The organism is Moorena sp. SIOASIH (genome assembly GCF_010671925.1).
Taxonomy (GTDB): domain Bacteria; phylum Cyanobacteriota; class Cyanobacteriia; order Cyanobacteriales; family Coleofasciculaceae; genus Moorena.
The window spans coordinates 338,025-361,071 of sequence record NZ_JAAHIH010000004.1 but is presented as its reverse complement, the minus strand read 5'-3'; the positions used below and the strand labels follow the sequence as shown (position 1 = coordinate 361,071).

The window sequence follows — 23,047 nt, the reverse complement described above, 5'->3', positions numbered from 1 at the left end:
GTAAGCGTATCTTGTCAATAAACCTGGGGTTGTTCTCAATAAACTGGGTCTTATAGTGCTTATTGACAATAAATTGTCTACATATAGTGTTAATTGAATTCACTAAGCACTATATATAGGAATCTAAAAATTAGATTCGTTTACCCTGCATCTGTAGCAGTTCAGCTGATAGCTGATAGCTTAATGCTTACACAACTAAAATCAACAATTAACAATTATAATTAACAATTATAGCAGTCGAAGTAAAGGGTAAGAAATGTTTCTGTTCCCTGTTCCCTGTTCCCTGTTCCCTGTTCCCTGTTCCCTGTTCCCTGTTCCCTGCTCCCTGCTCCGAAAAACCCAGAACTTTATACTCACCACAATTAATGACCTTTAAGCACACCATCAATAGCCTGCAATAATTGCTTAGCGGTGTAAGGCTTGGACAAAAATGTCTTAACCCCAGCCTCAGCCGCCGCATCGACTTTATCACTGATCGGCAACCCACTGATGCCAATAATTTTGATCTGCGAGTTAATTTCTCGCAATCGAAGGATGGTTGTTGGTCCATCCATAACCGGCATCATCATATCCATCAACACCAATCTAATGTCATGCTGATGTTGCCTATAGAGTGCGATCGCTTCCCTACCATCCCTGCTAGTCATCACCCGATAGCCATAGTTTTCTAAGGACGTCTTGGTAATCTCACCAATAGCAGCTTCGTCATCCACCACTAAAATCAACTCACCGTTTCCTGTCGGTAGTTCTAGTTCTTCCTCGGCAGGAATTGGGGAGTGTTCTACTGCTGGCAAATATACTTTAAAGTGAGTACCTACGCCCACTTCACTATACACATTCACAAAACCGCCGTGACTTTTAACAATACCTCTGACAGTAGACAAACCCAGTCCTGTACCTTGACCGATTTCTTTGGTAGTGAAAAATGGCTCGAAAATTCTTGGCTGTATTTTCAGGGGAATACCAATGCCAGTATCAGCAACGGTCACCACAATGTAGGAACCGACATCGGCATCAATATGCATCCTGGCATAGTTTTGATCTAAAAAAATATTTTGAGCAGACAATGTCAACGTTCCACCATCAACCATAGCATCACGAGCATTGATGCAGAGGTTCATCAAAACTTGGTGCAGTTGTGTGGCATCTCCAGATACAGACCAAAGATTAGGGTCTATATCTGTAGACAGTTCAATGGATCTGGGAAATGTTTCTAGGATAATGTGGCGAATTTCCCTAATCAAATGCCTGACTTGTAAAACCGTTCGTTGACCTGTAACACCCCGAGCAAAGGATAAAACTTGCTTGACTAAACCAGCCCCCCGCCTAGCATTATTCTCTACAGTTTTTAGGAGTTGCAAATGCCGCTGATCTGAGATTTTAAGCTGCAACAGTTGAGCGGACATTAGAATAGGAGCTAATAAGTTGTTCAAATCATGGGCAATGCCCCCAGCTAAGGTACCAATGCTCTCCATGCGCTGAGCGTGGAGAAACTGGGTTTCGAGTTGTTTCTTCTCAGTGATATTAGTATTGACAATCAAGATTGATTTGGGCTGTCCCTGATGATTTTGCACCAAAGTCCAGCGACTTTCAACAATGATTTCCTTGCCATCTTTGGTGACTTGATCCAACTCACCATACCACTCCCCCGTTTTGGCAACACTTTGGTCTGCCTCGGCTAGCTCCGCTGGTGCTTGTTGGTACAACAGTAGATGCTCTTTTTTTCCAATAACTTCTGCTGCCTGCCAACCGTATAGAGACTCCGCTCCTTTATTCCAAAATGAGATAGTATTGTCTAGGTCGCGAACCAGAATGGCATCGGTTGCCACATCCAACAACGCGGCTTGTTCCCGAATTTTTTGTTGCGCTTGCTGGCGCTCAAGGGCATAGCGGATGGAACGCTCCAGTAAAGGTGCTCTGAGCTGACTCTTATCCAGGTAATCTGCTGCCCCAGCTTTCATGGCTTCCATGTCAACCTCATGGTCTCCCTGAGCAGTTAGGAGGATAATCGGTACTGTACACCCCCTGGCAATGGCTTCACGCAGGAGTTCAAGTCCATTATGCTCACCAAGACGGTAGTCCAGTAGATAAACATCATGGTGGTTCTGACCAATCATTTCTAAGCCTTTAGCATAGGTTCCCACCCAAGTCAAGGTAAATCTAGCGCTCTGGTTTTCCGACAGTAAATCACGAGTTAGAATATAGTCATCTTCGTCATCATCAATGAGTAATACATTAACCAAAGGGTTGTACATTGGTCTGGCACCGAAGGAATCGAAGGAAATTAGTCGAGAGTGGTGAGTTCTGAGTTCTGATTTGGGTAAGCAATTTGCCAGGTTTGTGATCAACGAACATTGATGAGGGTCGGTTTTGGAAATAGTCCTGAATGGATCAGTCTTTAGTGATACAGTAGAAAAATCAGAAGAAACATCAGAACTTTCAGCTTTCGGTTGTGAGCATTTACTCATGGCAGTCTATTCCCTTCCGGGGGCAATTCGGCGATGTCCAACCAGTACTTTTTTAACGTTTGCATCACCTCAATTAGGGAACTATAGGTTACAGGCTTAACGATGAAAGAATTTGCTCCTAAGTTATAACTATGATAAATATCTTCTTCAGCCTTTGAGGTAGTCAGCACCACAACTGGTATAGCTCGTAGCTTAGGATCAGCCCTAATTTCTCTGAGGGCCTCACGACCATCTTTTTTCGGCATATTCAAATCCAGTAGGATTAAACTTGGACGAGGGGATCTACTCGCCTGCCTGTGTTTACCACGGTGATACAGATAATCCATTAATTCCTCGCCATCACTGACAAAGTATAGCTCATTGCTCAGCTGACTCTCTAAGAGAGCCTCCCTTGCCAAAAGGCAATCATCGGGATCATCATCTGCCATTAAAATTACCACGGGATTTTGGCTTTCATTCACTAAGCATTATCTCCTCGACCAAAAATTATAAAGGAATTATAAAGTAATTATGAAGTAATTATGAAGTAGAAAGGGATAAATTTGAGGTATTTTATTGATTAGTCACTCAACTACTAGTATGTTTTCATTATTTAACGTTTAACCTTGGCCAATAGGCCACGCGATCACGTTCAACCTTGGCCAATAGGCCACGGGATCACGTTCAACCTTTAACCTTCAATATTAAATCTTCAACTTTGTTTAATCGGCACCCTAACAATAAACCTAGCCCCCTGTCCTGGTATGCTTTCTGCCATGATGCTACCATTATGGCGCTCAACAATTCTACGGCAGATAGCTAGACCGATACCGGTTCCTTCATATTCGCTGCGACCATGGAGCCGTTGAAAGGTTTGGAAAATGCGATCGCGATACCTGGGGTCAAACCCAATACCATTGTCTTCGACTATGATCTGACAACGCTCATTAACGGTTGCGCCTCCATAACTTAAGGGAACACTTTCCTGAAGCAGTTGGCTATAAATTTTAACGAGGTTACCTCTTGGTTCTGGTCGGAATTTAAGTCCGTTACTGATCAGGTTTTGCAAAAGTTGACGCATTTGCAGGGGATCAGCTTCAATAGTATGTAGTTCACCGACTTCCACTACGCCACCAGATTGCTGGATACGTAGTTCTAAATCAGAGAGTACTTCTTGCACCACTTGAGCCAGGTCAGTGGCAACCAAAGGTTTGGCCTTAGTGGTCACCCGGGAAAGGCTAAGCAAGTCATTGATTAAGACCTGCATCCGTCCTGCGGCATTCTGCATCCGTTTCAGGTAGTCCTGCCCCTGCTCCGTTAACTGTTCATGATACTTGGTCTGAAGGCGATCGCCAAATGCCTGAATCTTGCGCAGGGGTTCTTGCAGATCGTGGGATGCTACATAGGCAAACTGTTGCAGTTCCGCATTAGAACGGGCAAGTTCCTGACGCTGACGGGTTTCTGTTCCTAAAAGCTGGGCTTGGGCTAAGGCAATAGCAATTTGGTCGGCCAGTTGTTGCAACAATTCACTTTCAAAGTTAGTCCATTGTCGTGGATTGGCACACTGATGGGCAATCAACAAACCCCAAAGTTTGTCTTGTTGCTGAATTGGCACCACTAGGTTAGCTTTTACCCTAAACTGTTGCAGCATTTCTACATGGCAAGCTCGGATATCAGAGTTTTCTAAGTCACAGATGTTGCTAACCCTTCCCTGACGATACTGCTCCAGGTACTCTTCATGAAAGCAAGGATCTTCGATGCTTTGTCCGAGCATGATTGGCCAACCAGGTACTACTGCTTCTTGAACCACTTTCCCCCAGCCATCAAAACTCAGTTGGAACAGTACAACTCGGTCAGCCTTGAGAAATTGTTGCACTTCTGTAACAGCCGTTTGCAAAATCTGCTCCAGTTGTAGAGACTGGCGGATTTTCAGGGTAATTTCTGAAAACAATTGCGATCGCTGATTTTGGCGCTGGAGTTCTTGCTCTGCTAGCTTACGGTCAGTAATGTCATCCACCACATAGGAAAATCGGGGGCGAGGAGTAGTTGTGTCGGTAATTGGGCATACAGTGGCGCATAACCACCGGGTATCGGTTTCAGTGGTGTGATCATACTCGAAGGAAATGGGCTGATTGCTTTGTTGGCTTTCTCGGTAATGGGTAATCCAGCGACGGATATGAGTTTTGGGTGCCCCCAACTCACTGGCTAACCGATTCTGCATGGCCTCGGGTGTAGTCCCGAAAAAATTCGCCGTACTGTTATTATCAGAAATATGCAGGATGTCATCATCCACAAGTTCCACGACCCCCATCAATAGTGCGGAACTGTTGAAGAAACTACGCAGGGTCGATTCACTCTCCAGCAGTGCGGCTTCTGCCTGTTGGCGCTCTATTTCCGCTTGATGAGCTGCAATTAATCGACCAAGACTTTGAGCCATTAATTCTACAATTTCCCGTTCGTGAGGCTGGAAATCCCTTTCTCTGACCTGGGTTGAGGAAAAATTCAGGGAGCCGTAGACTTCACCATAGACAAATATAGGAGTCCCAATATAGGACTCAAGTTTTAGAGTTTGGTAGACTGGATGAGCGTGCATCAGTTCCATGTCACCTACATGAGTATAGGCAATAGTCTTTTTTTCCCGAACGACTACAGCACAATAGGTATTTTTTAATTCAAACTCTGAGCCAGCCACTAACCCTTCTAGATCAGACCTGACCGACAGGATAGTATAGGAATTAAGGTGTACTTGACTAATAATGCCAGTGGGCATCCCTAAAATTTTACATCCGGTCTCCAGATAGTCAGCATACAGCAGCTCAAAGTTTTGGTAATTGGTGGTATTCAGCCGATGTAGGTGTTTGAGGTTGTTACTGAAGGTTTCCAGAGCCTGAGACTTTTGCAAAAGTTGCTCGTCTGCGTGCTTGTGTTCAGTGATGTCCCGCCCTACTGCCTGGAGCTCAATTAATTGACCCTGTTCGTTAAAGATGGCACGATCGCTCCACTGCTGCCAGCGAATCTCTCCTGTGGGCATAATCACCCGGTGTTCAACCGTTTCTACCGGATTCTGCGGGCTTAGAGAAGTAATACACTGTTCTAGCCTTTTGAGATCCTCATCGGGAATCAATGGCAAAAACCGTTGCCCAATCAACTCTTTCTCTGATTTGCTGAAATAGCGACAGTAGGCACCATTGACAAAGGTAAGAGTTCCATCAGGACGGAAACGACAAATGAGTTCCGTTTGATCTTCGACAATAGCGCGATAGCGAGCCTCGCTTTGATACAATTTATGCTGATTTTGCTGCCGCTCGGTAATATCATGGTTTAGACCAATGGTTGCTACTATATTGTCTTGCTGATCATAAAGAGGTACTACCACCGTTTCACACACCCCACACCTGCCATCTTTGCGAATAAAGTGAATCTCCCCAGACCAACGTCCCGACCTGGTCATGCCCTGAATAATCTGCTCGGTTAGAACAGCCGCCTCTTCCGGTCGGTGCAAAATCCCTGCAGTTTTACCCAATACCTCAGCTTTCGTGTAGCCGAATATTCTCTCGGAGGCGGGATTCCAATCAATTATCTTACCGGCTAAGTCGGTGATTATGATCCCATCGAAGATACTTTCAACAATCAGACCCTGTCTACGCAGGGCCTCTTCCGCCTGTTTGCGCTCAGTGATATCGATGCAAGAACCAATGTAACCGGCAAAGTCCCCATTGGGGGTAAATCGGGGAGTACCTATATCTAATATCCAACGATACTGCCCATCCCTACGTCGCAAGCGGTACTCCATGCGAAAATTTTCTCTGGCGTCGAAGGCGGATACATAGGTATGGAAGCAGTACTCTAGGTCATCAGGATGCACCCCTTCAGCCCAGCCATTGCCCAATTCAAGTTCGAGGGTATTACCGGTGAAGTTCAGCCAAAGCTGATTGAAAAAGTTATAAAGTTTATCAGTGCCTGACATCCAGATCATGACTGGGGCATGATCAGCCATCATCCGGAAGCGAGCTTCACTCTCTTCGAGGCTGGCTTGCTTTTGTTTGGCCTCGGTAATGTCCCTTGCGATCGCATAAATTAAACCATCGTTAACTACAGGATTTGCAGCCCAAGCTAGCCATTTATAAGACCCATCTTGACAGCGATAGCGATTTTCGAAGTAGACAGTAGGGATGCCAGTCCCCAATTGTTCTATTTCCGCCCTAGTTGATCCTCGGTCATCTGGATGGACAAAATCCAGAAACGTGGTGCTTTTTAGTTCCGCTTCGGTGTAACCCAAGGTGCTAGTAAAGGAAGGACTCAAGCGCTTAAAATAGCCATCGAAACCCGCTATACACAGCAAATCTATCGAGAGGTCAAAGAAGCGATCGCGTTCTTCCTGGATCCGTTTCCATTCAGTAATGTCACGAGTAAAACATCGGGTATGGACGAATTTGCCATTTTTCCAGAGGACATTGGAGTTAATCAGGACATGGCGAATCGAGCCATCTTTGCACAAGAGTCTAGCTTCGTAGTTTTTTAAGGTTTGTTTAACAGTTAGTCTGGCCAGGATATCTTCAATTACCTCTTGCTCCGGGTAAAATTCAGCAATATGGTGACCGATATACTCCTGGGCGTTGTAACCCAGCAGATCTAACTCTGCCTGATTAGCCCACAGGATGATGCCATTGCTATCCACGCAATGGAGACCAACGCAGCCATTTTCTAAAAAATCCAGCAGTTCTTGGTCAACCTGGGGCAATTCATTCTCAAGACCTTGGTTTTCTTGCTGAGGCTGCTGTAAATCCGCTAACTGTTGCTTTAGCTCCAGTTGGCTGATCAGTTGACGACTTAAGGCTTGTAATCCCCCTAACTGTTGAGGCTGAAGTTCCTTTGGAACCTGATCCATGACCGCAAGTGTTCCCAGAGCATATCCCTCAGAGGTAATTAGGGGAACTCCAGCATAAAACCGAATATGAGGCTCAGCAGTCACTAAGGGATGAGCGGCAAACCGTTGATCAGCGAGGGTATCCTCAACTACCAATACCTCAGCTGACTCAATCCGATGGCTGGATAAAAAGGTATTTTGACTTATTGACGTTTCATCTAAGCCCAGATTAGACTGACACCATTGACTGTTACTGTCAATCAGGGTAATCAGAGCCATGGGCGTTTGGCAAATTTGTGCGGCTAATGCTGTGACATCATCAAACGCCTGTTGAAGCTCAGGGTCAATAGTTCTTTTATAAGAGTTTTGGGCTGCTAGCTTTGCTGGTTCATCAGCCCCACCTCCTGGTGCCATCAAATAATCTCCAAACGGGTTATCATCAGCCCTAGTTATGATCAGCTCTAGGTTTGCTGTTGCTCAACACGGTAATACTGATCACTGATCAGCTAGGATGAGCTTGACTTTAAGTAGCTTGACTTTAAGGATAGGTAGCATCAATTGATTGACGGCAGATGTTTCATCGCCTAGTGAGCACTAGCCCTCGACAAGGTGATTATTGCCCTTGTCAAAGAAAAAACTTCTGATTTAATATTATTTGAATAGTATTTAGGTATATTAACTGAAATTAGAGCAGCTGCTCCTAATCTTTAAAGTATTTTCAAAAAATCGGAACATGGCGCTAGGGTTGCCTATTGATTAAATCCAACCAGTAAAGATAAATAAACTATATAAAAATAAAAATAAACTATGGCTTAGCCTGTTACTAATCTTAACACTCTTTGGAATTCTCAGCGAATGACTCCCCCGCCCAAGATCTCTGAAAAGCAAACCGTAGATAGTTTTTCAATCACCATCGCTCCCTTATTTGTATCAGAAATCTACGCCCTTGCTGATGATCCGGCTAATGGAGCTGTGGTGCTTATGAGTGGCACAGTCCGTAATCAGACTGATGGTAAACCAGTGGTAGCATTAGAGTATCAGGCTTATGAGCCCATGGCATTAAAGGTATTTTCCTCAATTGCTGCCCAGATTCGTGCCTCATGGTCTGATGTCAATCGGGTGGTAATCCATCATCGCATCGGTCGCTTAAACATTGGGGAAATTAGCGTGTTAGTCGCCGTTGGGTGTCCTCATCGTTCAGAAGCCTTTGCAGCTTGTAAGTATGCTATTGACACGTTGAAGCATAATGCTCCGATTTGGAAAAAAGAGCATTGGGATGATGGTTCCAGCAGTTGGGTCAGTATTGGGGCATGCGAGGAATCAGAATTGAGAATGAAGAATGAAGAATGAAGAATGAAGAATTGAGAATTGAGAATTGAGAATGAAGAATTGAGAATTAAGAATGAAGAATGAAGAATGTAGGGTGCGTTAGGGGCGGGCTTGCCCTCATTTTTAACTTCGAGGGCCAGTATTGGAATAGCCCGCCCCGTAACGCACCACCAAGTAGAATTGAGAATTGAGAATTGAGAATTGAGAATTGAGAATTGAGAATTGAGAAGGTAGAATTGAGAATTGAGAATTGAGAAGGTAGAATTATTAATTAAAAAATTTTGTTCGCCTTTAGGATTCGGTGTAGGCTAGGTTAGCGGGTTAATGGGTTGTTCGCTTAGCGTGGCCGAAAGGCCAAGGTGGTCTGTCAGAATGCAGAATGGTGAATGGTGAATGGTGAATGGTGAATGGTGAATGGTGAATTCCCAATTCTAAATTCTAAATTCCCAATTCTAAATTCTAAATTCCCAATTCTAAATTCTACATTCTAAATTCTACATTCTATCTACTTATCGTTTTAGTGATTGAGCGATCGCTTTTTCTAGTTCGACCTTACTCAAGTTGGTGAGGATGAACACCTCTTGAAAGCTTTTACCAGACCTGGCAATTACCTTGAATCCCCCACGAATTGGCACTGATACTTTTAACTGTAATTTAGGACAGTGACTTCTTGCCCGCCCAAGGACAGCAGGGGTAATGGTTTGAATACCTGGGTAATCTGTGAGTCTTTGGAGAACTGGAATGAGACCCTGAATGTGGGTAGAGTGATTCCAAACCAGTCTGCCGTCTTTGGGTTGGCTCATAATACTATGTAGCCTCCAAGGGAGCCATGGTTAAGCCAGCACGAGAAAGCTGTTGGTGGTAGAGCTCCGCTTGTTCCTGGGGACCGACCCAAACAATGGCTTGACCTTCGTTGTGAACCTGATGGGTGAGCTCCCAGGCGTGATCATTTGTCATCCCGGGGATATACTTGACCAGACAGTCGTGAACATGTTGAAATGTGTTAAAATCATCGTCTAACACAATTACCTTATAGTTGGGATAAGGCTTTCGGGTAACTTGACCAGAGCGTTCAGGAGCTTTGACTGGTGCAGCAAATGTAGCTTTATAAGCTGCTGATCTTACCATAGTCGCACATAGGTTACCAGAATAATTTACAAAAAATTAAGTTTAAACTCAAACCATTCCTTCCAGTTTACAAAAATTGAAACGCGCTGCATAGTGACGGTGAGAAACAAGGAAAATCAAAAATTGGACTAAGCCTTTAATACCTAAGGGTTTCAGCGGCCTTGGCTATTGGAAATTTTTTCTTTGCCTGTAAAGCCCAATTTGCCATAATGAACCGAACTCAGGCTGCTGTTTGTGTAAGGGGGAAGTTGCTGAGGGGCTGTGTGCAATGGCTTGCCGACCCAGCTAATTAGCCCGCTCCCCATACATGAATGACATGGGTTTCCACTTCCGACTTACCAACGAAATGATTCAATGAATGCTTTACCTCTAACCCACCCTTCCAAAAAAGATCGCATTTTGGCTGTCGATGATTCCCCTGACAACTTGTTCCTACTGCAGACGCTTTTAGAAGAAGAGGGGTACGACATTACTTTGGCAGAGAATGGTCGGGTTGCCCTAGAGCAAATAGAGATATATCCGCCGGAATTGGTGCTATTGGATGTGATGATGCCAGAAATGGATGGCTTTGAAGTAACCAAGCGCATCCGCTCCAATCCCAAGTTACCGTTTATACCAATTTTGTTGATCACCGCTTATGATCATCCCAGTGTGGTCAAAGGACTGGATATGGGGGCGGATGATTTTATTCGTAAACCAGTAGAAGTGGATGAATTGCTGGCCAGAGTGCGATCGCTTTTGCGCCTCAAACATAGTGTGGATGAACGGGACGAAATTGCTCGGCAACGAGAAGATTTTGTTTCTCGGCTTACCCATGACTTGCGCACCCCCTTAGTAGCAGCAGATCGCATCCTAAACCTTATGCAGCAGGGAGCTTTGGGAGAAATTTCACCCCCAGTCCTCGAAGCCATAATCACCATGACTCGCAGTAACCGCAATTTGCTGACTATGGTGAATACGTTACTAGAAGTCTATCGCTATGAAGCTGGTCGGAAGTATTTGTCTTTCTCTGCCATCCCTGTGCAACAGGTTATTGAGGAAGTCATCCAAGAACTGTCTGCCCTAGCTCGTGATAAAAAACTGTCTTTGGACTATCAGACCCCGAAGCAGGTTAACTCGATAGTGATGGGCGATCGCTTAGAACTGCACCGAGTGTTCATGAATTTGCTGGGAAATGCGATTAAATTCACTGACAATGGTTCTGTGACCGTTCGTCTGAGGAATAGTTCCAAGACTAGTGAAGGGAATCAGTCGTGGGTGGTGATTCAGGTGGAAGATACTGGTTTTGGTATATCCCCAGAAGACCAAAAACAGTTGTTTGAACGGTTTCGCCAGGGTAGCCACAAACGCTCAGGTAGTGGTTTAGGACTATATCTGTCCAAACGAATTGTGGAAGCTCATCAAGGAACGATCAAAGTTAAGTCTGAGTTGGGTAAGGGGACTTTGTTTACCGTCAAATTGCCCAATCATGTTGACCGTTAACTAGACTGGCCAGAAGTCTATTCTGATTTTGAGCTATTTTTGAGAAAAGTCGGCACTGATCAGGCAAAAGGTTTATGTCTAACGAGATGGGATTGGGCGATCGCTATTTTGAGTTAATCGATGACATTGTCAAAACTACCCTGAAGGGGAAGATCCGTTCTAAATCCCAGGTCTATCAGATGTTGGTCAAGGGAGTTAAGGTTGGCACCGGGGAAATTTTTGAACGTTGCCTTGATCAGCGCTTCGGTATGACTCAGGCAGAAGTAGACAATCCTAAAAGTGAATTGAAGCAAGCCAAGGCAATCCGGAAACTCAGGGCGCTTAATACGATTCGTGGTGAATGGGAACAGTGGCAGGAAGAAAACCGAGTTTCTGAAACTATCACTAGCGCTATTCAATCCATTACTACTGCTGAACCAGCTGACCGCTTTACGGCTTTATTGCGAGTGATTGACCCCAATCAACAGCCACCGCTGACGTTACAACAACTGGCGAGCCTCGCTAAACCCCTAAAGCAACAGGCACAACAAGCCTCTGAATCTGATACTGCTAAAGACCTTGGACAACTGGCGGCTGGGATTACGGCGGGTTTGGCATCTTGGCAACGCTTGGAAGATTATCTGGTGAGTTGGATTTATGACCAAAGTCGAGGCTCACTGGGATTTGAGGGTACTCCGGAACAGCGTGGCCCTTGGGGGCTGTGGGCGAAAAAGGTCGATAGCCCGTTACCCCAGTCTTTATTTGAAAGTCTAGCGCTGAATCAATCGTTCCATGAATGGGCAGATACTCAACCCAGTTTGGAACTAGAAGCTTGGGTGGAATTGGCTGTGATTCTCCAGTGCTTGCAGCGAGGACTGGTGAATTGGTTCGATAAGATGGTATATGACTCCAAGATGGGAGCAAAGTTATCGATTTCTACCTTTATCGTATTTGCTGTGATTTGGTCTAGGTTAGCTAATGTTTTGAACCAGACAGCAATTAGTAGCAACGGAAACGCGATCGCAAATGGCTGTTTTCAGGTCTGTCTGCAAATTCTGCGCACCTTTGCCCAACGGGACTACTTCCCCCTCTACGGTGGTGTGTTTGCTAACTTTAGCGGCAACTATCTCCAAGATGCCCTGAATTACCTAGATGAACCCCTGCGCCAAGTAGACCGAACCGAAGAGAAAGCCAGGATTCTAACCTTGTTGGGTTATTCCCTTGGGTCTCAAGGAGCCTATGACCGAGCCAATAACTTCCATCAGCAAGCCTTAGATATTGCCCGTGAAGCTGGGGATCGACTGTGTGAAATTGCTAATTTCAATCATCTCAGTCGGATTTGTGTCGAGCAAGAGAATTATGCTGATGCCATTAACTATAGTCAACGAGCATTAATACTGGCTCGTCAAGCTGGAGACCGGTTAGGGGAAGCCAATGCTCTAGTGAATTTCGGTTACAGTGAAGTGTTTCAAGCTCAGCATAGCCAACAAGCAGAACCAGAGGTGTATGAGAGTGCCATTCACTATTTAGAACAAGGTCGATTATTGTTAGAACGATTAGGGGATTCTCCAGCAGGGAGTTATGGAGTTGGGCAAAGTAAAGCTTTGTGTTTCAGTAGTTTGGGAATTGCCCATGTGGTGGTCGAGCAGTATCAAAAAGCGATCGCATTTTTAGAACAAGGCTGGCAAGCTGCCCAATTTTCTGGGGATTTGTACCTACAAGGAGTGAATTTGGCCTACCTAGCCCAAGCTTGCTACAGCCAGCAAGATTGGCAGAAAGTGATTTACACCGCTAGTTTAGGAGCCTATCTATTAGAGCAAATTGGGTCTGAGGATTGGCGCAAACCAGCTGGGTTGTTAAGTATTTTGCAAGGACAAATGGGGCAAGATGGCTTCCAAACCCTTTTGGCACAGCAACGGTCAAAAATTATTGCTGTCATTGGGGTAGATGGCTATGACTATATTCCGGAATTGCTAGCCAAATACTTGGATTCTATTTAAGTAGGTGCTTAAAATTAATGTCACATCATGAATCCGACCCTAACTAATATCCTTCCCAGGTTTGGTAAACAGACAACCCTAGCTTTGACAGTCTTAGCCTTAACTGCTGGCATGATCTCTAATGTCCAGGCTCAGTCATTGCCCTCTGACTTCAAATCTATCGAACAGTTATCTGACTTATTGGATAATACTATATTGGATAATACTATAAATAGCAGTCAACGGTTCTTTGAGCAAGGAATGTCTATGGGTGAAACAGAAATTAAAAATCTGCTCAACAACAAGCTTTCTTCTACAGATACTATCCTTGAAATTAGTGATGATGTCCTAAATCGAGAAGACCTATTGGAACTGGAAAATCCTCAACAATTGCCTGATGCTGGTGATAGTTTGTAATGATTTAGTAGTTATAAATTGGGTGAGGTACATTTTTTTAGGGAACAGGGAACAGGGAACAGGGAACAGAGGAGATATAAAAGGGAACAGGTAAAAAATCTTGTGTATCTCACTCGTGATGAGAATTGCTATAGGTTTTATTGTAATTAGTGTGCTAAAGTATTTTATTTAAGTAGAGGATTAGCTTGTTGGGTGGGCAAAAACCGTTTCGTTCTTTTGAGTCTTCTAGATCAGAGAACTTTCCCACCCTACTTGAATGTGTAGTTTTATGACTAGATTCCGGAATTTCTAGCAAAATACTTGGATTCTATTTTAGTAGGTGCTTAAAATTAATATAATATCATGAATCCAAGGCGAACTAATATCCTTGCCAGGTTTGGGAAACAGACCACCCTAGCCTTGACAGTTGTTTCCTTAACTTTTGGCATCACCTCTAATGTCCAGGCTCAGTCATTTCGCTGTGACTTCCAATTGAACCAAAATTTCTCTGGCTTATTTGGTAATACAAATAGTAGTAAACGGTTCTTTGGGGAAGGAAGACATCAGTTTGAAACAGAAATTAAAGGCTCTCCTAGACTGATTATAGTAAATGAGTAGTTTAAATGAGCTTAACCCCTTAAATAGCAAGGGATTCAATCAACTAAAAATACAGTTTTATTAAAATTGCATTTTTAAATTACTCAAAACCTTACTTAGTAAGGGCTATGGCGATTATTTTATACTAATTTATCATAGCCACCCTAGGAGAGCCAAATTAAAAATCTGCTCAACAACCAGCGTTACTCCACAAATCCTCCCGTTGAAATTAGTGATGAGGTCATAAATCTAGAAGGGGTGCATGTCAAAGTTGCAAAACCTATGAACTATGTACTATCAGAACAAGCTAAAACACCTGAGCGGGGAAGACTTTTAGTACAAATGTTGTACATAAATCACATGGTCCCTCTAGAAGACCTATTGGTACTGGAAAATCCTGAACAATTGCCCGATGATGGTGAGAGCGTAGAATGATTTAGCAGTTCTCAATTGGTTGAAGTACTTACGCCAGCGGGTTTTAGGGAACAGCGGATCTCGAAACCGGGAACAGGGAACTCAGAAAAGGTAAAAGGGAACAGGTAACAAATCCTGTGTATCTCACTCGTGATCAGAATTGCTATAGGTTTTATTGTAATTAGTGTGCTAAGCTATTCCATAAATTAGTTGCTTAATGATTTAATTAAGTAAGCAACGTTAAGAGACTGTTTGTTAAACTTTGCTTAAATCCTTCAAGGCTAATTTGTAATAACATCAAAAACTCCTTGTCTCTCTTTCCTACTATTCCCTATTCCCTGTTCCCTGTTTCCTATTCTCTGCGCTATAATAGTAATAGAAAAACTACATAAGTATTGATAGGAGGGCGGAAAAATGAAACCGACCCTAACTAACATCCTCCGCAGGTTTGGGCAACAGACAACCCTAGCCTTGACAGTCCTAGCCTTAACTGCTGGCATCATCTCTAATGTCCAGGCTCAGTCATTGCCCTCTGACTTCAAATCTATGCAACAGTCATTTGGCTTCTTTGTTGATAGTACCAATAGCAGTCAACGGTTCTTTGAGCAAGGAAGGTCTATGGGTGAAACAGAAATTAAAAATCTGCTCAACAACAAGCTTTATTCTACAGATCCTATCCTTGAAATTAGTGATGATGTTCTAAATCGAGAAGACATCTTGGAACTGGAAAATCCTGAAGGATTGCCCGATGGTGGTGATAGCTTGTAATGATTTAGCAGTTCTAAATTGAGTGAGGTACGTAAGTATTCAGCCGTCAGCTGTCAGCGGTCAGCTTAAAATAAACGTAAGCATTCAGCTATCAGCATTCAGCTTACTTGGCGATCGCACTATTGGGCATTTAAGTTTTTGAGGATTTTGTGTGCCAAAAATTCTTTGATTTCTGTATGTCGTGGTACAGCTTCAGTAACTCCAGTTTGAGGATTAATCCAAAGAGGTAAGCATTCAGCTATCAGCTATCAGCATATGCTTAGATGGGCTTCCATACTTTCAATTTTCATTAATCTCGAACTATTAAATTCGATCGTTTCGCATGCTACGGGAACGGCGCACGCTACGCGAACGAGGTTTATTTTAAGCTGACAGCTGACAGCTGACGGCTGAATGCTTACGTAACTTTTTTTCTAATTCTTTACGTTTCATGGAATGGAAATGGAAATTTTATCCTCGATTGCTTCTTTGGGTAGTCCTCGACGAATATCAGCTAAACGATCTTCAAAAATTAATTGAATTGCATTCTTCAAGCTTTCTTTTGCTTCTTCAACCGTTTATCCTTGACCATTCGCACCAGGAATTTCAGGATAAATCGCCCAATATCCTCCTTCTGTTGCTGCCTCAATGATGGCGGTGAACTCTGCGTTCATACAAATCTCCTTAGATGTTTTATTAATTATAATACAGGTGTTGATTGATATGATCTACGGATAATTTTTTTATATTCAGTGCGATCGCACTCCCCCCACTTACTAGACTCGACCGGGAGCCGGTCAGTTTTGTAAGAACAAAAGTACTATTAAGCCCTGAGACTTGGAAGTTTTTAGTTTAAGAACCCACATTCTTTCATTGGCCTATGGCCACGCTACGCGAACAAAATAAACATGCATATAATAGTACAACTCCAGTCTCAAAATAAACATGGGGGAGCAACCCAAAAAACAAGGGAGAGCGATCCAAATAGCCAGCCTCAAAATCAACAGGCGGGAGGATTTTTAATTACTTTTTGACGGCCACTTTTTGACGGCCACTAAAGACAGTTGTTTAAATAAGCACATCTATGCTTAAGAACTTGAGGAACATTTTCTGAGTTCCATTGGGCTCCGGAAATTTTTAGTCGTCGGTCAATTTGCTTTACTGTTGATTCAACAGCTCCCGAGGCAATCGAACAAATTTTAGTAAGTTTATAGTAACTATAATTAATGATTCGATGTCGATTACTTTCTAAGTAATCACAGAAATTAGTTGCTTGTTTTTTCTTTAAAATAGAGATTAAATCAATAGTTTCATCGATTTTACCTTCCCACAATAAACTTTTGGCTTTTTCTAATCTTTTAAGTGAACCGCCAACTTTATGCAGATTCTCGACTAAATAAAACCAATCAAGTATTTCTCGCTTTTCTCCAGGAGAATCAAATTGTTTAACAAGTTTACAAATACCTGGATGTCCGTCCCCTAGACAGTTTAGGGGGTCAGATAAGGGTTGTTGATTAACCCAATTTACCAACTCTTCATTTTCACAAAACCAAGCTTTTCTAGCTAATTTATCAACACATACAGCCTTATAATCTTTCCAAATACAAGGCTGTCCTTTTTCTTCGGTTCTTAACCTAACTTTTCCTCCATCTACGCTAACTTCAGGTGCGACCCGTGGCGAATTTAATTCGCCAACGGAAAGCGCACCTAAGATATCTTTTCACTAAATTCCCTTGTCGAAAAATCCTAGCGATGTATAATTCTTTGTTGTGTTTTAGCTGAGATTTTCATTCCAGTATAATATTCAATATCTCTGGCGGAATTCTCATAAGATACATTGGCACTAGCTCTGAGACAACATTGCTCTAAGAAGCGATGCAGCGAGGTCTTGGGGGTCTCCCCCATGAGCGACTGCATCAAGACGGGACTAATTCTCTGATGAGTCTTTACATTTAATTTGGTGGCTTGTTTTTCAGTAATTGGTAATTCTCCAATTATACTTTTGATTTTTCTGAACCTTCCGGCATCAGTTCCTGTAGTTGTTTTGATAAAAAAAATCCGATTTGTGGTGTGATGTATTGTAAGGTTTGCTCTCTTATTGTTTATTCTATTCCCGCCAAGTTTTAAACTTTTTTTTGGTCAGAATCTTCATAAATAATCTTAGCAATTGCTTGGAGATGCTCGTCAAGTTCTTTTTTATTTTCAGGTGTCATTTGATAATTAATTATTAAACATTTTTAGGTAACGTAGCATAATTAACATAACATAATTTGTGTTGTTTGGTCAAGTAGTTTATTTGTTCTGCAAATTTGACCTGCTCCCTCCTTGATCACATCCAATACGGATTTAATCGGCTGTTGATAATAACGCTCTTGAGCTCGTTTCAAATCCTCTTGGTCAATGTCCTGTTCTAGTTGACCAGTCTCTAGCAGTTTTTGATAATCATCCTTAGGCAGTTCATGAATTGCCTCTGGCATCAAGTCATGAACCTCTCGCACATTTTGCGGGATAAATATCGTCCAGAGTTTTAGTTGATTATAGGCAGAGCCATCGGTATCTAAACTATATAATTTGACATTACCATAGCTTTATAGGATTGCTTCTTGATATGTCTTTAAGTTAAAATCTGGGATAATTACTACTGTAGCTTTCGTGTTTTATTGGATAGCATCCAAGGTTTGGTAATCCCAGATATGCCGTAACTTATCCGATTGCTTAATGATAGTTTGTACTTGCTTGAGATACTGTCTACCAATATACTTCCAACGAAATTCTTCCGGTAATGGTAATAACTTTAGCTCAAGCCAAGTCTTGGCTAATGTTCCGGTATCTATTTGTTGACAGCCATAGTTAAACCCACTTCCCAGGATAACTTTAATGGATTGGTTATTAATATACTGCTTGAGGGGTTTAGTATATTGTTTGACCTCTTGCTTAGATAGGTCAGCAACTTTTAATTCTTTTTCAACTAAAGCCACAAAAGCTTTTAAGGCTTTAACCAAGAGTTTTTTCTGGGTATCTTGATCCGATAGTCCGGTATAATCTTTGATAGATTCTTTGAAAAAATCTTTAGTGTAGTCTTCTAGAGCGTCTTTTGCCAAGGGACCGATCACTTCTTTGGCAAGATAGCCACCGGCACTAGAAAGTCCCCAAAGTGCTAACCAATCCAGCATGTTATTGGTAGTTGTTGTTTGGTTTATGTATTATATAGTATAGGGATTTTAAATTGGGTGAGGTACAGGTTCTTGGTTTTTAGGGAACAGGGAACAGGGAACACAGAATAGGCAAGAGGCAAGAGGCAAGAGGAATCCCCCCTAATCCCCCTTAGTAAGGGGGGCGGGCAAGAAGTAAAAAATCTTGTGTACCTCATTAGGATAGAAAGCGCTATGCTATAATGATATCTTTGACACTCCCCGGTCTAAAGACGCGGGGAGTGTCAATTGATTTAGCAGCAGCCTATGGATATGGTTTGGCAAAAAACCATCCCTTTGATGGCAATAAAAGGGTCGCTTTCCCAGTGATGGCAACTTTCCTTGAAGTAAATAAATATTCTCTAGATGTCCCAGAAATGGATGTTGTGGTAATGATGGAAAGGTTAACAACAGACCAAGAAAGCCAAAATGCGATTGACGGAACGTCACGCTACGCGAACGCTAAGTGGCTAGAAGCAAATGTCGGTACTTCATTTGATGATCCATACTAATCAAATACGGATGCTATACTGGGTTTAATTTAACCTAAAATGACCCTCCCAAGGTTCTTGACTTTGGTAGTTTTTTTACTTTCTGTTAACCATAACTCTGATCTATCTAGGCTTTACATTTGAGATGTCAACGGAGAAGGTCTTTTTTTAGTAAACTAAAAAAATCTGGAGCTCTTGCCCCTTTTGCCTCTTGCATCTTGCCTTTTTCGACAATCTATGAATTTACAACTCGTTTGAAAACCCTCTATACTTGATTACTATGAAAAGCTCGATAATGTGGCTAATTCCTCCTGAGCAAACTTCCGCAGTTGAGGATCGGAGTCATGGTCTGCTCTATCCTGCAATAACGACCGGGTTTGGGAATGGTTAGGATAATATTCCAGGATGGCATTAAGGGCTGCTTGTCGAGGATTGTGATCCCAGCGTTCCTTACGCTCATAGGACTTACGCAAATCCCTCAATTTAACTCTACCTGTAGGGTGGGCAAGGTTTTGCCAACCCTACCCATGGAGTCTGTGCGTAAGTCCTAGCTCAAAGGGGTCATTCAGAGTGCGATGCTCTGAAAGAGCCGCTACGGGAACGCATCAAAATTCAAATAACCAAGGCTGATCGTGCCAACCTTGAGCTAACTGTTCAATTGCTGTAACTCGCACCCTCAAATCAGTATCCGAGCCAGCCAATTCTTGAAGTAGGGGTAAGGTATCTCGGTGGTTAGGATAGTATTTGAGGATGGCCTTAAGGGCTACTTGTCGAGGATTGTAATCCCTGTCTTTCTCAGGGTCAAAGGGGTCATGGAGAGTGCGATCGCATAAAAATTCAAATAACCAAGGCTGATCGTGCCAACCTTGAGCTAACTGTTCAACTGCTGTACCTCGCACCCTCGAATCAGTATCAGAGCGAGCCCATTCTTGAAGTAGGGCTAAGGTATCTCGGTGGTTTTTGTAACCTTGAGCTAACTGTGCAATTGCTGTAACTCGCACCCTCAAATCAGTATCAGAGCGAGCTGATTCTTGAAGTAGGGCTAAGGTATCTGGATGGTCTTGGTAACCTTGAGCTAACTGTTCAATTGCTGTACCTCGCACCGATGAATCAGTATCAGAGCGAGCCGATTCTTGAAGTAGGGCTAAGGTATCTCGGTGGTTTTTGTAACCTTGAGCTAACTGTTTAATTGCTTTACGTCGCACCAACCCATCAGTATCCCAGCGAGCCGATTTTTGAATTTGTTCCGACTCCAAGTCTTGGAGCATAACATGACGAAATTCAGCATCCCGTAGCCGTTGGGGTTTATAACCAATTACCCGAGATGTTACAATTACTCTTACCTTGGGATACTTATTCGTAAAGCGATGAATATCCGTAATTACATCCTCTCGTTTCCCTGGCTCAAACACTTCATCCAAGCCATCAAACATCACTAATGCCTTACCAGCTTTTAACTGGTCATGAAGGTGATGTTGATTGAGATGACAGATAGAGCCACTGCTTTGATGGCAGAATTCCAAGAAATCCTTACACTGTCCGTTATCGCGATTCCGGATATAGGTGCGTAATTCAATCAGTAAGGGAATTGGTAGAGAAAAGGCAGTAGTTATATCTGTTCTTGCCCACTCCAATGCTAAATACTGCAGCAAGGTAGATTTACCAGAGCCTGGGTCTCCTAAAACCACCAAATACCGATAGCCTTGAGAATCCTTGATCACATCCAATACCGATTTCATTGGCTGTTGATAGTAACGCTCTTTAGCTCCTTGCAACTCCTTTTGCTCAATGTCCCGTTCTAGTTGACCACTCTCTAGCAGTTTTTGATAATAATCCTTAGGAATTTCATGAATCGCCTCTGGCATCAGGTCATGAACCTCTCGCACATTTTGGGGGATAAATATCTTCCAGAGTTTTAGTTGATTATAGGCAGAACCATCGGTATTTAAACTATCTAATTTCACATTACCATAGCTTTCTAGGAGTGCTTCTTGATATTTCCTTAAATCAAAGTCTGGGATAATTCCTACTGTAGCTTTCGTGTTTTCGGCGATAGGCTCAATATTTTCGGAATCGCGGATAGACCGTAACTCCTCCGATTTACGAATAATGGTTTTTACTTCCTTGAGATAGCGTTTACCAAGATAATCCCAATCCAATGTTTCCGGTAATCGTAATAAGTCCAGCTCAATCCAAGTTTTCGCTAATGTCTCGGTATCTATTCGTTTACAGTCATACTTAAAGGCACTTCCCAGGATAGCTTTAATGGATTGATTTTTAATATACTCTTTGAGGGGTTTACTATACTGTTTTATTTTTTGCTCAGATAAATCAGCTTGTTCCAATTCTTCTTCCACTACAACCACAAAGGCTTTTAAAGCTTTACCCAAAAATTTTTTCTGGGTATCTTGATACGATAGTCCGGCATACTCTTTAATAGACTCTTTAAAAAAATCTTTAGTGTAGTCTTCTAGAGCATCTTTGGCCAACGGACTAATCACTTCTTTGGCGAGATAACCACCGACACTATAAAGTCCCCACAGTGCTAACAAATCCAGCATATTATTGGTAGTTGTTGTTTAGTTTATCTATTATTATAGAGCAAGTCTCATACAGGACTTACGCACAGACTCCATGGGTAGGGTGGGCAAAACATTGCCCACCCTACAGGTAGCGTTAAATTGAGGGATTTGCGTAAGTCCTATCATAGCTAGAAGGTAAACAATTTCTGGATTTTAGGGAGCAGCGGATCTGGAAGGAGCAGGCAAGAGGCAAGAGTTGGGACAGCCTGCCCCATAATGAACCACTGTTCCGTCAAAAAATTGTAAACCTTAAAGGCATTTAGGGTTAAGATTTCAGGCTAGATCGCATTTAGTAAGAGCCTCGCTAGTTTTCCCTATTATAACTAGGAAAGTCAGTATAACCTTCTTTACCTGGAGAATACCAAACTTTAACATCTGGAATAGGATTAAGGGGCCAATTATTAGCAAAGCGATCAACCAAATCTGGATTACTCAGAATAGGTCTTCCGAAAGCAATTAAATCTGCCACACCTTCTTGAATTGCAGCTTCGGCTGTTTCTTTAGTATAGCCGCAATTACCAATAATTGAACCATCAAAAACGTTTTTAAACTCAGCCAAAGTCATCGGTTCTCCTAATTCATGAAATCCAAAAGCTAATCCATCTAATATATGGATATAAGCTAACTCATAACTGTTTAACTCTTTAGCTACATAAAGAAATGTTTCACGATAATCCACAGACCCCATATCATTAAATAAACCATTAGGAGACAAACGAACCCCCACTCTATTGACTGGAAAAACAGTTATTACAGCTTCGATTACTTCTTTGAGTAAACGATATCTATTTTCAATACTACCACCATAGTTATCTGTTCTTTGGTTGGTTTTAGATTGCAGGAAAGAGTCCAGTAAATAACCATTAGCTGAATGAATTTCTACCCCATCAAAACCTGCATATTTGGCATTTTCAGCCGCTTTTTTATACTCTTCTACTATTTGGGGTATTTCTTCAGTTTCCAGGGCTCGTGGGGTTTCGTGAGGCTGTTTTCCCTGAGGGGTATGAATATATTCTTCGTTAATTTTAATGGCTGAAGGAGCAACAGCTAGCTTACCATCATGGAAACTACTATGAGAAGCCCTACCACAGTGCCAAAGCTGCAAAAATAATGGCGTATTTTTAGAGTGTACACTACTAACAACTTTTTTCCACCCTTCAGTTTGTTCGAGAGTATAAATACCAGGAGCATTTACCCAACCGTTAGCTTGAGGGGAAATAAAAGTACCTTCAGTGATAATTAGACCTACTCCAGTTCTTTGAGTATAATATTCCACCATTAAATCATTGGGAATACCCAGATTAACTGCTCTACCTCTAGTTAAAGGAGGCATTACTACTCGGTTTTTTAAAGATAAATCACCTAATTCAAAAGGGCTTATTAGTTTGGACAAAGATAGTGGAGCTGTCATTTATTGT

The 23,047-nt window shown here is 42.5% G+C and carries 20 protein-coding genes and 1 pseudogene; 8 read left to right on the top strand and 13 right to left on the bottom strand.

The window, feature by feature from the left end:
• Nucleotides 1–362 precede the first annotated feature (362 nt).
• The 3 genes from F6J90_RS22920 to F6J90_RS22910 all read right to left on the bottom strand — a co-directional run bounded on the left by F6J90_RS22920 (nucleotide 363) and on the right by F6J90_RS22910 (nucleotide 7,728).
• Nucleotides 363–2,468 (bottom strand): response regulator, encoded by a 2,106-nt coding sequence (locus F6J90_RS22920; protein ID WP_293098691.1) that lies wholly within the window; start codon nucleotides 2,466–2,468, stop codon nucleotides 363–365.
• Nucleotides 2,465–2,929 (bottom strand): response regulator, encoded by a 465-nt coding sequence (locus F6J90_RS22915; protein ID WP_366513826.1) that lies wholly within the window; start codon nucleotides 2,927–2,929, stop codon nucleotides 2,465–2,467. The genes F6J90_RS22920 and F6J90_RS22915 overlap by 4 nt, the downstream gene beginning before the upstream one ends.
• A 230-nt stretch (nucleotides 2,930–3,159) precedes the next feature.
• Nucleotides 3,160–7,728 (bottom strand): PAS domain S-box protein, encoded by a 4,569-nt coding sequence (locus tag F6J90_RS22910; protein ID WP_293098688.1) that lies wholly within the window; start codon nucleotides 7,726–7,728, stop codon nucleotides 3,160–3,162.
• Nucleotides 7,729–8,169: 441 nt separating this feature from the next.
• Here F6J90_RS22910 and F6J90_RS22905 point away from each other — a divergent pair, with 441 nt between their 5' ends.
• On the top strand, nucleotides 8,170–8,664 hold the full coding sequence (locus tag F6J90_RS22905) for a molybdenum cofactor biosynthesis protein MoaE (protein WP_293098686.1): 495 nt from the start codon (nucleotides 8,170–8,172) through the stop codon (nucleotides 8,662–8,664).
• Nucleotides 8,665–9,152: 488 nt separating this feature from the next.
• Here F6J90_RS22905 and F6J90_RS22900 read toward each other — a convergent pair whose 3' ends face one another.
• A complete protein-coding gene (locus F6J90_RS22900) occupies nucleotides 9,153–9,446 on the bottom strand; it encodes a DUF2103 domain-containing protein (RefSeq protein WP_008186027.1) in 294 nt (97 codons plus the stop codon).
• Nucleotides 9,447–9,450: 4 nt separating this feature from the next.
• Nucleotides 9,451–9,771 carry an ATP-dependent Clp protease adapter ClpS gene (clpS, locus tag F6J90_RS22895; RefSeq protein ID WP_075901189.1) on the bottom strand — a complete coding sequence of 107 codons (321 nt, stop codon included), beginning with the start codon at nucleotides 9,769–9,771 and terminating at the stop codon, nucleotides 9,451–9,453.
• Nucleotides 9,772–10,125: 354 nt separating this feature from the next.
• Here clpS and F6J90_RS22890 point away from each other — a divergent pair, with 354 nt between their 5' ends.
• From F6J90_RS22890 to F6J90_RS22865, 6 genes are all read left to right on the top strand, one after another.
• Complete coding sequence (locus F6J90_RS22890) at nucleotides 10,126–11,253, top strand: hybrid sensor histidine kinase/response regulator (RefSeq protein ID WP_293098682.1); 1,128 nt, start codon at nucleotides 10,126–10,128, stop codon at nucleotides 11,251–11,253.
• Between the two features lie 74 nt (nucleotides 11,254–11,327).
• On the top strand, nucleotides 11,328–13,232 hold the full coding sequence (locus tag F6J90_RS22885) for a tetratricopeptide repeat protein (RefSeq protein WP_293098679.1): 1,905 nt from the start codon (nucleotides 11,328–11,330) through the stop codon (nucleotides 13,230–13,232).
• Nucleotides 13,233–13,259: 27 nt separating this feature from the next.
• On the top strand, nucleotides 13,260–13,628 hold the full coding sequence (locus F6J90_RS22880; RefSeq protein ID WP_293098676.1) for a hypothetical protein: 369 nt from the start codon (nucleotides 13,260–13,262) through the stop codon (nucleotides 13,626–13,628).
• A gap of 342 nt (nucleotides 13,629–13,970) precedes the next feature.
• A complete protein-coding gene (locus F6J90_RS22875; RefSeq protein ID WP_293098673.1) occupies nucleotides 13,971–14,225 on the top strand; it encodes a hypothetical protein in 255 nt (84 codons plus the stop codon).
• 261 nt (nucleotides 14,226–14,486) lie between these two features.
• Nucleotides 14,487–14,639, top strand: a complete 153-nt coding sequence (locus F6J90_RS22870; RefSeq protein ID WP_293098670.1) for a hypothetical protein — start codon at nucleotides 14,487–14,489, stop codon at nucleotides 14,637–14,639.
• 393 nt (nucleotides 14,640–15,032) lie between these two features.
• Nucleotides 15,033–15,386 (top strand): hypothetical protein, encoded by a 354-nt coding sequence (locus F6J90_RS22865; protein WP_293098667.1) that lies wholly within the window; start codon nucleotides 15,033–15,035, stop codon nucleotides 15,384–15,386.
• 557 nt (nucleotides 15,387–15,943) lie between these two features.
• Here the strand turns inward: F6J90_RS22865 and F6J90_RS22860 are convergent.
• From F6J90_RS22860 to F6J90_RS22840, 5 genes and pseudogenes are all read right to left on the bottom strand, one after another.
• The gene (locus tag F6J90_RS22860) at nucleotides 15,944–16,039 is read right to left on the bottom strand and encodes a type II toxin-antitoxin system HicB family antitoxin (RefSeq protein ID WP_293098664.1); all 96 of its coding nucleotides are present in this window, start codon (nucleotides 16,037–16,039) and stop codon (nucleotides 15,944–15,946) included.
• A 380-nt stretch (nucleotides 16,040–16,419) separates the two neighbouring features.
• Nucleotides 16,420–17,578, bottom strand: a pseudogene (locus F6J90_RS22855) (ISKra4 family transposase).
• A 42-nt stretch (nucleotides 17,579–17,620) separates the two neighbouring features.
• Nucleotides 17,621–17,863, bottom strand: a complete 243-nt coding sequence (locus F6J90_RS22850) for a hypothetical protein (RefSeq protein ID WP_293098661.1) — start codon at nucleotides 17,861–17,863, stop codon at nucleotides 17,621–17,623.
• Between the two features lie 159 nt (nucleotides 17,864–18,022).
• Nucleotides 18,023–18,538 (bottom strand): hypothetical protein, encoded by a 516-nt coding sequence (locus F6J90_RS22845; protein WP_293098659.1) that lies wholly within the window; start codon nucleotides 18,536–18,538, stop codon nucleotides 18,023–18,025.
• A gap of 23 nt (nucleotides 18,539–18,561) precedes the next feature.
• Complete coding sequence (locus F6J90_RS22840) at nucleotides 18,562–18,735, bottom strand: hypothetical protein (protein WP_293098656.1); 174 nt, start codon at nucleotides 18,733–18,735, stop codon at nucleotides 18,562–18,564.
• Between the two features lie 63 nt (nucleotides 18,736–18,798).
• On the opposite strand from F6J90_RS22840, the gene F6J90_RS22835 reads away from it, so the two are divergent.
• On the top strand, nucleotides 18,799–19,068 hold the full coding sequence (locus tag F6J90_RS22835; protein WP_366513825.1) for a Fic family protein: 270 nt from the start codon (nucleotides 18,799–18,801) through the stop codon (nucleotides 19,066–19,068).
• Between the two features lie 257 nt (nucleotides 19,069–19,325).
• On the opposite strand, the gene F6J90_RS22830 is transcribed toward F6J90_RS22835, so the two are convergent.
• The 3 genes from F6J90_RS22830 to F6J90_RS22820 form a co-directional block, all read right to left on the bottom strand.
• Nucleotides 19,326–19,529: a hypothetical protein gene (locus F6J90_RS22830; RefSeq protein ID WP_293098653.1), complete on the bottom strand. Its 204-nt coding sequence runs from the start codon at nucleotides 19,527–19,529 to the stop codon at nucleotides 19,326–19,328.
• Between the two features lie 123 nt (nucleotides 19,530–19,652).
• Nucleotides 19,653–21,608, bottom strand: a complete 1,956-nt coding sequence (locus F6J90_RS22825; RefSeq protein ID WP_293098651.1) for a HEAT repeat domain-containing protein — start codon at nucleotides 21,606–21,608, stop codon at nucleotides 19,653–19,655.
• A gap of 325 nt (nucleotides 21,609–21,933) precedes the next feature.
• Entirely contained in the window at nucleotides 21,934–23,040 is a 1,107-nt protein-coding gene (locus F6J90_RS22820; protein WP_293098649.1) for an alkene reductase, read from the bottom strand.
• Nucleotides 23,041–23,047: the final 7 nt, after the last annotated feature.